The 11,970-nt window shown below is 72.0% G+C and carries 10 protein-coding genes; 7 read left to right on the forward strand and 3 right to left on the reverse strand.

All coding sequences use genetic code 11. The annotated features are described in order from the left end of the window. Nucleotides 1-2: 2 nt before the first annotated feature. On the reverse strand, nt 3-803 hold the full coding sequence (locus tag V1260_RS07665) for an SDR family NAD(P)-dependent oxidoreductase (protein WP_329746226.1): 801 nt from the start codon (nt 801-803) through the stop codon (nt 3-5). A 397-nt stretch (nt 804-1,200) separates the two neighbouring features. Here V1260_RS07665 and V1260_RS07670 point away from each other — a divergent pair, with 397 nt between their 5' ends. The 4 genes from V1260_RS07670 to V1260_RS07685 all read left to right on the forward strand — a co-directional run bounded on the left by V1260_RS07670 (nt 1,201) and on the right by V1260_RS07685 (nt 7,718). Next, complete coding sequence (locus V1260_RS07670; protein WP_329746227.1) at nt 1,201-2,964, forward strand: ABC transporter ATP-binding protein; 1,764 nt, start codon at nt 1,201-1,203, stop codon at nt 2,962-2,964. Next, nucleotides 2,961-4,991 (forward strand): ABC transporter ATP-binding protein, encoded by a 2,031-nt coding sequence (locus V1260_RS07675; RefSeq protein ID WP_329746228.1) that lies wholly within the window; start codon nt 2,961-2,963, stop codon nt 4,989-4,991. The genes V1260_RS07670 and V1260_RS07675 overlap by 4 nt, the downstream gene beginning before the upstream one ends. Before the next feature lie 240 nt (nt 4,992-5,231). After that, the gene (locus V1260_RS07680; protein WP_329746229.1) at nt 5,232-6,395 is read left to right on the forward strand and encodes an FAD-dependent oxidoreductase; all 1,164 of its coding nucleotides are present in this window, start codon (nt 5,232-5,234) and stop codon (nt 6,393-6,395) included. Nucleotides 6,396-6,491: 96 nt separating this feature from the next. After that, on the forward strand, nt 6,492-7,718 hold the full coding sequence (locus tag V1260_RS07685; RefSeq protein ID WP_329746230.1) for a hypothetical protein: 1,227 nt from the start codon (nt 6,492-6,494) through the stop codon (nt 7,716-7,718). A 249-nt stretch (nt 7,719-7,967) separates the two neighbouring features. Here the strand turns inward: V1260_RS07685 and V1260_RS07690 are convergent, their stop codons facing one another. Together V1260_RS07690 and V1260_RS07695 are read right to left on the reverse strand one after the other, a co-directional pair. Next, a complete protein-coding gene (locus V1260_RS07690) occupies nt 7,968-8,537 on the reverse strand; it encodes a dihydrofolate reductase family protein (RefSeq protein WP_329746231.1) in 570 nt (189 codons plus the stop codon). Between the two features lie 247 nt (nt 8,538-8,784). After that, on the reverse strand, nt 8,785-9,204 hold the full coding sequence (locus tag V1260_RS07695; protein WP_329746232.1) for a monooxygenase family protein: 420 nt from the start codon (nt 9,202-9,204) through the stop codon (nt 8,785-8,787). A 318-nt stretch (nt 9,205-9,522) separates the two neighbouring features. Here V1260_RS07695 and V1260_RS07700 point away from each other — a divergent pair, with 318 nt between their 5' ends. The 3 genes from V1260_RS07700 (at nt 9,523) to V1260_RS07710 (ending at nt 11,811) form a co-directional block, all read left to right on the forward strand. After that, entirely contained in the window at nt 9,523-10,152 is a 630-nt protein-coding gene (locus V1260_RS07700; RefSeq protein WP_329746233.1) for a MerR family transcriptional regulator, read from the forward strand. A gap of 126 nt (nt 10,153-10,278) precedes the next feature. Continuing rightward, nucleotides 10,279-10,797 (forward strand): hypothetical protein, encoded by a 519-nt coding sequence (locus V1260_RS07705; protein WP_329746234.1) that lies wholly within the window; start codon nt 10,279-10,281, stop codon nt 10,795-10,797. 9 nt (nt 10,798-10,806) lie between these two features. Next, nucleotides 10,807-11,811 (forward strand): aldo/keto reductase family protein, encoded by a 1,005-nt coding sequence (locus tag V1260_RS07710; protein WP_329746235.1) that lies wholly within the window; start codon nt 10,807-10,809, stop codon nt 11,809-11,811. Nucleotides 11,812-11,970 lie beyond the last annotated feature (159 nt).

The raw sequence follows: 11,970 nt of genomic DNA on the forward strand, positions 1-11,970 counted from the left end.
GTTCAGAGCATCGCGTCGTACCCCGCCCGGAAGTCCGGGAACTCGAGCTCGCCCAGCAGCTCGTGCAGCGCGGTCGCGTCCAGCACGGTGCCTGCTCCGGGATCCGGTGACGTGCGCGGCGGGGCGGGCACGCCGAGTTGCTGCGCGAGATGCGTGACGACCTCGCCGAGCAGGGCGGGTGCACCGTCCGTCGCATGGAGCAGCGCCGGCGGTGCGGGCGAGGACAGCAGCGCGAGGATCGCACGGGCGAGATCGGCCTCGTGGATCCGGTTCGTCCGACGACCGTGCTCGACCGGGCGCCCCGCGAGGACGGTCCGGATCAGACGGTCCCGGCCGGGGCCGTAGATCCCCGCCGGGCGCAGGATCACCGCGCTGAACAGCTCGCGCGCCGTCTCCTCGCCCTCGATCAGCACGCGGGCGCGGTTGGAGCGCGGCCGGGCGGGATCCGCCTCGGTGAGCGGACGCGTGGCGTCGTACCCCTCGAGGACCCGGGTGGAGGAGACGAACACCGTGCGCCGTGGGATCTCGGGCAGCGCGGCCGCGAGATGCGCGAGAGGCTCGCGATAGCTCGGGGCGGCAGACGGGGTGAGGGTGATGACCATGGCGTCGACCCTCGGCAGCGGGGTGGGGAGGGCGGCGGAGAGATCGGCGGCGACGGGCACGAACCCCGTCGGCAGGGAGCTCGGGTCGCGGCGCAGCCCGAGGACCTCGTGACGACCTCTCTCGTCCTGATCAGCGAGCAGCAGCTCGCCCACCCGCAGGCCCAGGCGCCCGCAGCCCACCAGCAGGATCCTCGTGGTCATGGCCGTCCTTCCGCGAGTGGAGCCTCCAGTATCGCGCGATCCGGCCCGCTAGGTGCGGCCGGATCTGACCGGTCGAGCCCGGTGTCGCCGGTACGCCCAGGTGCCTCGGCTCTCAGCCGCGATGGCCGAAAGTCGGGTGCGCCGAGCGGCATGCTCGGGGGAGGATTGCTCCTCGGACCGGCCCTGCCCGCCTGAGCGTCTGTCGCGACCAGCTGTCCCGCTCCGGCAGCGCCCGTCACCTCGGGCCCGGCAGGTCCGGCGCACGTCCCGCCGATCACTTGGCCGACGACCCGTCGGCCTCCTCGGGGACAGGATCTGTCCTCACCCCGTCCTACGCTCACTCGAGAACCCGGTCGCTCACCCCCGTCGGCCGGGCCGCACCACCCCGAGGATCCTCATGCTCTGGACCCTGCTCCGGCGCCATCTGCGCCCCTATGTCCCGCACGTTATCGCCGTCGCCGTGCTGCAGCTCGCGACGGTGCTCGCGACCCTCTACCTGCCGAGCCTCAACGCGGACATCATCGACAACGGCGTCGCCACGGGGGACACCGACTACATCTGGCGCGTCGGCGGGATCATGCTGATCGTCGCGATCGTGCAGCTCATCACCGCGATCGCCTCGGTGTGGTTCGGTGCCCGCACCGCGATGGGCGTCGGCCGGGACATCCGCCGCTCCGTCTACACACGGGTGGATCGCTTCTCGACGGAGGAGATGGGCCGCTACGGCGCGCCGACCCTCATCACCCGCGCCACGAACGACGTCCAGCAGGTGCAGATGCTCGTGCTGATGGCGCTGAACTTCATGGTCATGGTGCCGATCATGTCCATCGGCGGGATCATCATGGCCATCCAGGAGGATCCCGGGCTGTCCTGGCTCGTGTGGGTGTCCGTGCCAGTGCTGATGCTCATCGTGGGCCTGCTCGTGGTGCGCCTGATGCCGCTGTTCCAGCGGATGCAGGACAACATCGACGCGATCAACGGCGTCATGCGCGAGCAGATCATGGGGATCCGCGTCGTGCGCGCCTTCGTCCGCGAGGACCACGAGACCGCCCGCTTCCGCGACGCGAACGCCGTGCTCACCGACACCTCGGTGCGGATCGGTCGGCTGTTCGTGATCATGGGCCCGGCGATCACGGTCGTGCTCCACCTCGCGACCGCCGCGGTGCTCTGGTTCGGCGGTCACCGCGTGGACGCGGGCCTCGTCGAGGTGGGCGCGCTGACGGCGTTCATGCAGTACCTGCTGCAGATCCTGATGGCCGTCATGATGGGCACCTTCATGTTCATGATGTTCCCGCGCGCCATCATCTCCGCGCGGCGCATCGGCGAGGTGCTCGACACGGCGCCGACGCTGCTCGAGCCCGCCGCGCCGACGCCGCTGCCGGGAGCCGACGGGGGAGTGACCGTCGAGTTCCGCGACGTCACCTTCGCCTACCCCGGCGCCGAGGCGCCCGTGCTCGACGGCGTCTCCTTCACCGCCGAGGCCGGCCGCACCACCGCGATCATCGGCTCGACCGGTGCGGGCAAGACCACCCTGGTCAACCTCATCCCGCGGCTGCACGACGCGACCGGTGGCCAGGTGCTGCTGAACGGCGTGCCGGTCACCGACCTGGCCCGCGCGGACATCTCGAGAGCCGTCGGCATCGTGCCCCAGAAGCCGTACCTGTTCTCCGGCACGATCGCCCACAACCTGCGCTTCGGCGACCCGTCGGCGGACGATGCCGCACTGTGGGAGGCGCTCGAGGTCGCGCAGGGCGCCGACTTCGTGCGCGAGCGCACCACCGGCGAGGGCGATGCGGTCGCCTCGGGCCTAGAATCGACCGTCTCCCAGGGCGGCACCAACGTCTCCGGCGGGCAGCGGCAGCGCCTGTGCATCGCCCGCACCCTCGTCGCTGCGCCGCGCGTCTTCGTCTTCGACGACTCCTTCTCGGCGCTCGACGTCACCACCGACGGGAAGGTCCGCGCGGGCCTCGCCGCGCACACCCGCGGCGCGACCACGATCATCGTCGCCCAGCGCATTTCCACCATCACCTTGGCCGATCAGATCCTCGTGCTCGAGGAGGGCCGGATCGTCGGCCGCGGCACCCACGAGGAGCTGCTGGAGAGCTCGCAGACCTACCGGGAGATCGTCGACTCCCAGATCACCGCGGAGGAGATGGCATGAGCGCGAAGAAGAAGACCTCCGCGAAGGAGTCCGCGGCGTCCGCCGAGCTCACCGAGGCGGAGATCCTGGAGATGCAGGACTCGATGAGCAGCGAGTGGGGAGAGGGCGCGCCGCGGAAGGCGAAGGCCTTCTGGCCCTCCGCGCTGCGCCTCATGGGCACCTTCGGCGACCACAAGCTGGGGCTGACCGTGGTGCTCGCCTTCGGGATCCTCTCGACGGTGCTCACCGTGTGGGCGCCCTCGATCCTCGGCGACGCCATGGACGTCATCTTCGACGGCTTCCTCGGCGACGGGGTGGACTTCGCCGCGCTCGGCCGCCTGCTGCTGATCGTGCTGGGGATGTACCTGGTCGCGGCCGTGTTCGACTGGCTCCAGGGCCGGCTCCTGAACGACGTCGTGATGCGGATCGTGTACGGGCTGCGCGAGCGGATCGAGGCGAAGGTCAACCGCCTGCCGCTCAGCTACTTCGACACCCGGCAGCGCGGCGACCTGCTCTCCCGCACCACCAACGACGTCGACAACGTGCAGTCCGCGCTGCAGCAGGCCTTCGCCTCGCTGGTCTACGCGGTGCTCACGATCCTCGGGATCACCGCGATGATGTTCTGGCTGTCCTGGCAGCTCGCGCTCATCGCCCTGATCGCTCTCCCGGTCTCGGGCGTGGTCATCGGGATCATCGGCTCGAGGTCCCAGAAGCTGTTCACCGCCCAGTGGCGGAACACGGGCCGGCTGAACGGGCACGTCGAGGAGTCCTTCACCGGGCACGACCTCGTCACCGTCTTCGACCGGCAGGACTCCATGCGCGAGCAGTTCGACGAGCGCAACGAGGAGCTGTGGGAGGCCTCGTTCAAGGCCCAGTTCTACTCGGGCATGATCATGCCGATCATGCAGTGGGTGACCTACCTCGGCTACGTCGGCATCGCGGTGGTGGGCGGTCTGCGGATCGCCTCCGGGCAGATGTCCCTCGGCCAGGTGACCGCCTTCATCCAGTACTCGCGCGAGTTCAACGCGCCGCTGGGCGAGGTGGCGGGCATGGCGAACATGCTCATTTCCGGCGTCGCCTCGGCCGAGCGGATCTTCGAGCTGCTGGATGCCGAGGAGCAGGAGGCCGACGGGGAGATCGTCGCGCGCGACGGCGCGGCCGATGGTGGTAGCCGCATCGCACGCCGGGAGCTCACCGCGCCGACCCGCGGCCGGATCGAGTTCGACCATGTCGCCTTCTCCTACACGCCCGAGAAGCAGCTGATCACGGACCTGTCGCTGACCGCGGAGCCGGGGCAGACCATCGCGATCGTCGGCCCGACGGGCGCCGGCAAGACCACCCTGGTCAACCTGATCATGCGCTTCTACGAGATCGACGCCGGCGAGATCCGGCTCGACGGCGTGGACATCCGCGCCCTGGACCGCGGTGCGGTGCGCTCGCGGGTGGGCATGGTGCTCCAGGATGCGGTGCTCTTCGGGGGCACGATCCGGGAGAACATCCGCTACGGCCGACTCGACGCGACCGACGAGGAGGTGGTCGCCGCCGCGCGCGCCACCTTCGTGGACCGCTTCGTGCACACCCTCCCCGACGGCTACGACACCGTCATCGAGGACGAGGGCGCGAACGTCTCCGCCGGAGAGCGGCAGCTGATCACCATCGCCCGCGCCTTCCTCGCCGACCCGGCGCTGCTGATCCTCGACGAGGCCACCAGTTCCGTGGACACCCGCACCGAGGTGTTGGTGCAGGAGGCGATGGCGGCGCTGCGCACCGACCGGACCAGCTTCGTCATCGCGCACCGGCTCTCCACGATCCGGGATGCGGACGTCATCCTCGTGATGGAGCATGGCGACATCGTCGAGCTCGGCTCGCACGAGCAGCTGCTCGCCGCCGAGGGCGCGTACCACCGGCTCTACTGGTCGCAGTTCGCCGACGGGGTGGACCCCGACGAGGAGGCCGCGGTGCAGGAGGGGCGGGCCACCCTCACCGGGGAGACCCCGGAGGTCGCCGGCACGACCCCGACGGTGGAGGCCCCTGCCGAGGGGAGCTGACTCAGGGAGAGCGGGGCGGGCATGCACCGCCCGCCCCGCTCCGCCCTCGTCCCCTCCACCCCGCCCGCGCCCCCAAATCGACTCATCCCACCTCGCCGGAAACACCTGCAGACTCGGGGGAATAGCACTCGAATACCCCCAGGTCTGCAGCAGTTCCGGGGGCGATGGTGGGGCGCGTTGGCGAGGGCCGCGTTGGCCGGGGCGTGGCGACGGCGAGGAGGGCCGCGTAGCGTCGAACGCATGGACGTCACCGTCATCGGAGGCGGCATCGCCGGCCTCGCCCTCGCCCACCAGCTCGCCCCCGACCACCAGGTCACGGTGCTCGAGGCCTCCCCGGGCCCGCGCGGCGGCGGCTACATGATCGACTTCTTCGGCCCCGGCTTCCTCGCCGCCGAGCGGATGGGGATCATCGACGAGCTCCGCGTCCGCGGGCACGTCTTCGAGGGGGTCCGCTACGGGACGCCCGACGGCGCCGAGTCCGGGCGGATCGACGTCGGCCCCCTCGTCGCCGCCGCGGGCGGACGCTACTTCTCCATCCTGCGCCCCGAGGTGGAGCGCGGCCTGCTCGCCGTGCTGCCCGACTACGTGGACCTGCGCTACGGTGCCCGCGTCGTCGCGGTGCGACACATCGCCCTCGAGGGAGGCGGCTCTCCCCGAGGCGCCCTGGTCGAGCTCGCCGACGGGGCCACCCTCGCCGCGGATCTCGTCGTGGCCTGCGACGGCCTGCGCTCACCGGTGCGGGAGCGGGTCGCGCCCGGGCATGGGGACATCGTGCCGATGGGCTACCGGGTGGCGAGCTACCTCTACCCGGACCCGCAGCTCGCCGGAGAGCTGGCGGAGCGGATGCTCATGACCGACACCGTCGGCCGTGTGGGCTGGGCGTATGCGGCCGGGGACGGGCGCGTCGGCGCGATGTTCGCCGAGCGCACCGCCGGCTCGGGCCTCGCCCGGCCCGTCCCCGATCGGGCACGCCTCCAGCGCGACTTCGCCGGGCTCCATCCGCAGGTCGACCGGGCGCTCGCCCAGGCCCCGGAGAGCTTCTACCACGACCTCGTCGCGCAGGCGATCGCGCCGCGCTGGAGCCGGGGACGCATCGTCCTGGCCGGGGACGCCGCCCATGCGCCGTCGCTGCTGGCGGGGCAGGGCACGTCCCTCGCGATCGCGGGTGCCGAGGCGCTCGCCTGTAGCCTCCGCGCCGCCGGCCCGCACGTCGAGGTCGGCCTGGCGGAGTACGAGCGCCGATGGCGGCCGACGACCGAGGCGGCGCAGCGCATGGGGCGTCGCAGCGCCTCCCTCTTCGCCCCGGCGAACCGGCTCCAGCTGAGGATCCAGCAGGTTGCGCGCCGCGCCGTGACGCTGCCCGGAGCGAGCCTGTTCGCGGCGCGGAGCGTCCTCGCGCCCTGACCGGACCGGCGATCGACGCCGGCTCTCACCCGTCGGCGCACCCGGTTCCCCCGCGCGGGGGAGGTGCGGGCGGCGGCACCCGAGAAGGCTCGGAGCATGACCACGAACACGACCTCACCACCGCTCACGACCCGTCCCCGCCCGGCCCTGCCGCGGCCCCTGCTGCTCGCCGGGCTCCTCACCTCCCTCCTCGCCGCCGTGCTGGGCCTGACCTGGGCTCTCGCCCCACAGGTCGGGCTGCTCGGCGGTCCGCCGGAGCGCTCCCCGCTCGAGCTGCTGCTCGGGGTCCCGGGAGCCGCCGCGGCGCTCGGGCTCGTCGCCCTCGGGGGAGCGGTGACCGCCCTCGCCGCGAGCGTCCGGCCCGTCCCGCGGCCCCTCCTGCTCGCAGTCGCCGGTGCCCACGTGCTGGTGGCCGGGGTCGGCATGGGCAGCATGTCCACGCTGTCCACCGCCGGCTACCTGCTCGGCTTCGCGATGCCGCTCATCGTGGCGATGCTCGTGGTGCAGGTGATCCGCCGCTATCCGCGGGCGAGGGTCGTCGTCGGCGGTGCCGCCGCGGTCGCGCTGCTCGCCGTGGTCCTGCTGCTGCGCGAGGCGATCGTGGAGCTGGCCGGGCACATGGCCCCCGCGCTCGTCGCGGATCTGCCGGGGATCGCCGTGACCCTCCTGCTCGTCGCCGTCGGCGCGGCGTGGGCGGGTCTGGCCGTGACCGCGCTGCGCGGTGACGGCGCTGCCGAGCGCCTCATCGGCTGGACGACCCGCCACCGGCTGCTGACCACCCTGGTCGCCGCCGCCTGCCCGCTGCCCTACGCCGTCATGCGGCTGACCAGGCTGACGCCCTGGCCCCTGCTGGCCCCCGCCGAGCTCGACCTCGGCACTCGGGTGTGGGGCCTGGGCCTGTCCTCCGGGAGCTGGCTCGCCGTGGTCCTGACCCTCCGGCGGCTTGATGAACATCTTGGTGTGGTGCAGCTGCACGTCCGAGGTGCGCAGCACGGCCGCCGCCACGTCGGTGAACCGCGGATCGGTGAGCAGCCGGGTGAAGGCGGCATCGTAGAACTGGGCGTCGTGGAGGTGCTGGAGCGAGGTGGCGCGGCCCATCGACTGCTCGGCTGCGGCCGCCCAGGTGGGGTCGTCCCCGCGGTCGAGGGACGCGATCAGGCGGTGGCTGCGCTCGCGGTACGCGGCGGCCTCCTCGGGGGTCAGGAGACCCTTGACCAGCACGAATCCCTACTCGTCGTAGGAGTCCGCGAGAGCGTCCAGATCGGTGCGGGTGGGGGAGAGGGTGGTCATCGTCGACCTTCCGTCGAGGGGAGCACGCGGTGATGCGTGTCCGACGAGCGTAGGAAGAGGCCCGCGGCGCCCACCAGGCACCTCCGGGACATTCGTGTTCGCGAGACGGACATCGGCTCGCGCCGCTCGATCCGGCGTCCGGCGGGCGGGATGGTCAGGTACGGGCGTGTGGCGTGCCACTACGGACATATAGCCGTACCGGAACGCCACACGCCCGTACCCGACGAGATCCCGCTCGCCGCTACACGCCGAGTGGGCCGGTGCAGGACGGCCCGTCTCCGCTCAGCGTCGGCGCGCGAACTCGGTCAGGCTCACCCCGGACTCGAAGGTCCGCGTGCTCACGTGCTCTAGCTGCTCCGGCGCGTACTCGCCGGGCGCGAACAGGGGGATCCCGTTCCCGAAGAGGAACGGCTGGCGCTTGAGCACGAGGCGGTCGATCTCGGCCCGCAGCTGGCTCGCGAGCTGTCCGCCGCCGCACAGCCAGATGTCGCCGCCCTCTTGCCGCTTCAGCTCCTGCACCAGCGCGACCGGGTCCTCATCGGTCACGCGCAGGTTCTCCGCCTCCGGCAGATCCCGGTGGGTGACGACGATCTGCTCGAGGTGCCGGTAGGGGCTCGGCATGTCCGGCAGGCCGACGGCATGCGTGTTCGCCCCCATCAGCACGGTGCTGAAGCGTCCGCCGGACTGGTCGATACCGAGATGGGCGGCGGCGTCGGTGGGGATCGTGTCGGGGTAATCCGCGAGGATGCCCTCCAGGTGATCGCCCTCGACGAGGAAGTCGTCGAACTGGCCCTCGGGGCCCGCGATGTAGCCATCGAGGCTCACGGCGACGAAGTAGACGAGTTCTCGCATGGGGGCCTCCTGGGGTCGGTCACCGCGGCGGACCGCGCGGGTCACGGGCGAACCTACGGCACCACTCCGTGGGGCGCCCCTCCTTTTCCGGTCGCAGATCCCGCCGCGGCCTCGGGCTCCCGTCCCCCCTTCCACCGGAAACCACCGCAGAGTTGGGGGAATCCGAGCGCTATTCGCCCCAGTGTGCGGAGGTTTCGGGGCGCGACGGGGATGCGGGCCCTTACGCCGTCGAGCGGAGCGCCCCGCATCACCCCCGTGACGCGGCGCCCACCCCGTCGGCCGCGTGCTCGCCGGCGAGGCGCTGGGCGGCGGTGCGCCCGCGCGAGGTGACCTCCTGCGTGCCGATCATCGCGCCGAGGCCGAGCTCGGCACCGTTGCCGTAGAAGGTCTCGACCCCGCCCGGCGGGACCACGAAGGGTCCGCCGCGGCCGATGAGGGTCTGCGTGCCGAGGAAGCCCGGGTCCTCGCCCTCGTCGCGCTCGTGGGCGGACTTCGCCGCATAGAGCTCGCGGAGCATGCGGGGCATCGCCGCGAACACCGGCCCCCACAGGTCGGGACGGTGCGGCTTGGTGATCGTCATGCCGATGTGGAAGACCACCAGTCCCTCGGACAGTGCCGTGGTCCGGTTCGCGGGGCGCTGGGTGGTGGTCGTGGCGGGACCCCTCACGACGTGGAAAGTGTCACTTACCAGTGTTCGTGCCGCAGTCCGCCGCGTCAACCGCCCGCATCGAGTCCACGTCCGCGGACCTTCGACCCTCCTCCCCGGCCGCGAGGACGTGGTGAGCTGTCGGTGAGCCGTCCCGGCTGGGATCCTCATGCATTGCAGGACAGTCCTCGGCGTGCATCCGTCCTCGTGAGGCGTAACTCTGACCCGCCTGCCCGCCCACCACGCAGCGTGTCCCGGTGTCTCACCCGGCCCCGGGAGCCGTACCGTTCTACTCCGTGCCGCGGGCCCCCGACCGCGGCCGGTTCAGAAAGCAGTGGCATGAAGATCTCCGAGTTGGCCGAGGAGACCGGCGTCCCCGTCGGCACCATCAAGTTCTACCTGCGCGAGGGCCTGCTCCGGCCCGGACAGCTCACCTCCCGCACGAGCGCTGAGTACGACCTCCCCCACGTCGAGCGGCTGCGGCTGATCCGCGCCCTGCTCGAGGTGGGCGGGCTGTCGATCGCGGGCATCCGGCGCATCGTCGGGGTGCTGGACGAGACTGAGCCCTCCCCGATCAACGTGCTCGCGACCGCGCAGCAGGTCGTCGTCGTGGCGAGCGCCAAGCCCGAGCCGGAGGAGCCTCCGACGGACCGTGCGCGCCGCTGGGTCGAGGAGCGCGGCTGGTTCGCGCCGGAGGGCGATCCGATCCTGCACCGGCTGGCCCGTGCCTGGGATGCCTGCGATTCGGTCGACCTCGGGATCGGCGAGGACGACATCGACGTCTACGCCGACGCGATGCGCATGGTCGCCGAGAAGGAGCTCTCCTCCGTCCCGCGCGACGCCGGCGACGCGGTGCGGCTCGTGGTGCTCGGCACCGTGCTCGCCGATCCGCTGCTCTCGGCCCTGCGCCTGCTCGCCCAGCGGCAGGTCGCCCGCGAGTCCCGGGGTGGGGTGCCGGTCCGGCCATGACCTCCCGGATCCCGCCCGCCGAGGACGCGCTGCTGTGTGCCGCAGCCGAGCGGGCGCTGCGCGGATCCGTCGACGCGGACGCGACGTCGGAACACCGTGCCGGGGACCCCGTCGCGGAGCGGCTCCGTGGTGTCCGTGGGGCTCGTGCTCGCCCTCGCGGGCTCGGTGGTCCTGGTGCCCAGCCGACGCGTTCCCGATCCCGATCTCGCGGAGCTCCTGAGCTGGGCTCCGACGCTGCTGGCCGGCGGCGCCGTGCTCGCTCTGGTGGGTGCCGCGCTCGCCCCCCGCTCGCCGCGCACGCGGGCGGCCGGTGCCCTGCTGTCGGCGCTGATCGGCGCCGCGGTGCTGTACGCCGCGGTGCACCTGCTCCTGCTCCCGGTGCCGGACCGGGCCGTCCTCCCGGAGGCGGCGCTGGTCCGCTGGGGTCTCGCCGCCGGGGTGCTGGGCCTGGGAGTCCTGGTCCTGGTGCTGCGTTGGGGGCGCACGCGTCGCTCCGCCGCGTTGCGGGCCGCCGACGAACGGCGCCGCGCGGTGCGTGAGGCGCTGCTCTGGGCCCGGGCGGCCCCGTCGGCGCCGTCGGGCGCACCGCTGGGTAGGACCCCCTGTGACGCAGGCCACCGAACGGCGGCGAGAGCGGCACCCTAGGGTGGAGGGATGGAACATCGTCATCTCGGCCGTTCCGGCCTCAAGATCAGCGAGATCATCTACGGCAACTGGCTCACCCACGCCTCCCAGGTCGAGGACGACCGCGCCCGGGCCTGCGTGCGCGCCGCGCTCGACGCCGGCATCTCAACCTTCGACACCGCGGACACCTACGCGAACACCGCCGCCGAGGTCGTGCTCGGCGAAGCGCTGAAGGGCGAGCGGCGCGAATCGCTGGAGATCTTCACCAAGGTGTACTTCCCGACCGGTCCCAAGGGCCACAACGACACGGGCCTGTCCCGCAAGCACATCCGCGAGTCGATCGACGCCTCGCTGCGCCGCCTGCAGACCGATTACGTCGACCTCTACCAGGCCCATCGCTACGACTACGCGACCCCGCTCGAGGAGACGATGCAGGCCTTCGCCGACGTCGTCCATTCGGGCAAGGCCCTCTACATCGGCGTCTCGGAGTGGAACTCGGACCAGCTGCGCGCCGGTCACCAGCTCGCCCGGGAGCTGGGCATCCAGTTGATCTCGAACCAGCCCCAGTACTCGATGCTGTGGCGGGTCATCGAGGAGCGCGTCGTGCCGACCTCCCGTGAGCTCGGCATCTCGCAGATCGTCTGGTCGCCGGTCGCCCAGGGCATCCTCACCGGCAAGTACAAGCCCGGCGCCGAGGCGCCCGAGGGCTCCCGTGCCCGGGACGAGAAGGGTGGCGCCGACATGATTAAGCGCTTCCTGAACGATGAGGTGCTCACGGCCGTCCAGGGTCTGCTGCCGATCGCGGAGGAGCTCGGTCTCACCCCGGCGCAGCTGGCCGTCGCGTGGGTGCTCAGCAACGACAACGTGGCGGGGGCCATCATCGGGGCCTCGCGCCCCGAGCAGGTCACCGAGAACGTCAAGGCCGCGGGCATCACCCTCGATGCCGACGTGAAGGCCCGCATCGACGAGGTCCTCGGCGACCTCCCGGAGACCGATCCGAACCTCACCCAGTCCCCGGCCCGCCGGCTCGCCTGAGCGTCGACCCGGACCTGCTCGATCCGGCGCCTCGGCCCGGACCCGGCGTCGTGACGCGGCGACCGGACCCGGCGTCGTGACGCGGCGACCGTCCCGAGACATAGGAGCGGGCCATCCCCCCGGGAGGCAGACTCACTCTTTCAGGATTACTCCCGAGAC

This window comes from Brachybacterium sp. J144 (genome assembly GCF_036321705.1).
Taxonomy (GTDB): Bacteria; Actinomycetota; Actinomycetes; order Actinomycetales; family Dermabacteraceae; genus Brachybacterium.

Coding starts and splice junctions, on each gene's coding strand:
- V1260_RS07685 (WP_329746230.1), top strand. CDS start 6,492: ATGACCACGAACACGACCTCACCACCGCTCACGACCCGTCCCCGCCCG.
- V1260_RS07680 (WP_329746229.1), top strand. CDS start 5,232: ATGGACGTCACCGTCATCGGAGGCGGCATCGCCGGCCTCGCCCTCGCC.
- V1260_RS07665 (WP_329746226.1), bottom strand. CDS start 803: ATGACCACGAGGATCCTGCTGGTGGGCTGCGGGCGCCTGGGCCTGCGG.
- V1260_RS07690 (WP_329746231.1), bottom strand. CDS start 8,537: ATGCGAGAACTCGTCTACTTCGTCGCCGTGAGCCTCGATGGCTACATC.
- V1260_RS07700 (WP_329746233.1), top strand. CDS start 9,523: ATGAAGATCTCCGAGTTGGCCGAGGAGACCGGCGTCCCCGTCGGCACC.
- V1260_RS07710 (WP_329746235.1), top strand. CDS start 10,807: ATGGAACATCGTCATCTCGGCCGTTCCGGCCTCAAGATCAGCGAGATC.
- V1260_RS07670 (WP_329746227.1), top strand. CDS start 1,201: ATGCTCTGGACCCTGCTCCGGCGCCATCTGCGCCCCTATGTCCCGCAC.
- V1260_RS07675 (WP_329746228.1), top strand. CDS start 2,961: ATGAGCGCGAAGAAGAAGACCTCCGCGAAGGAGTCCGCGGCGTCCGCC.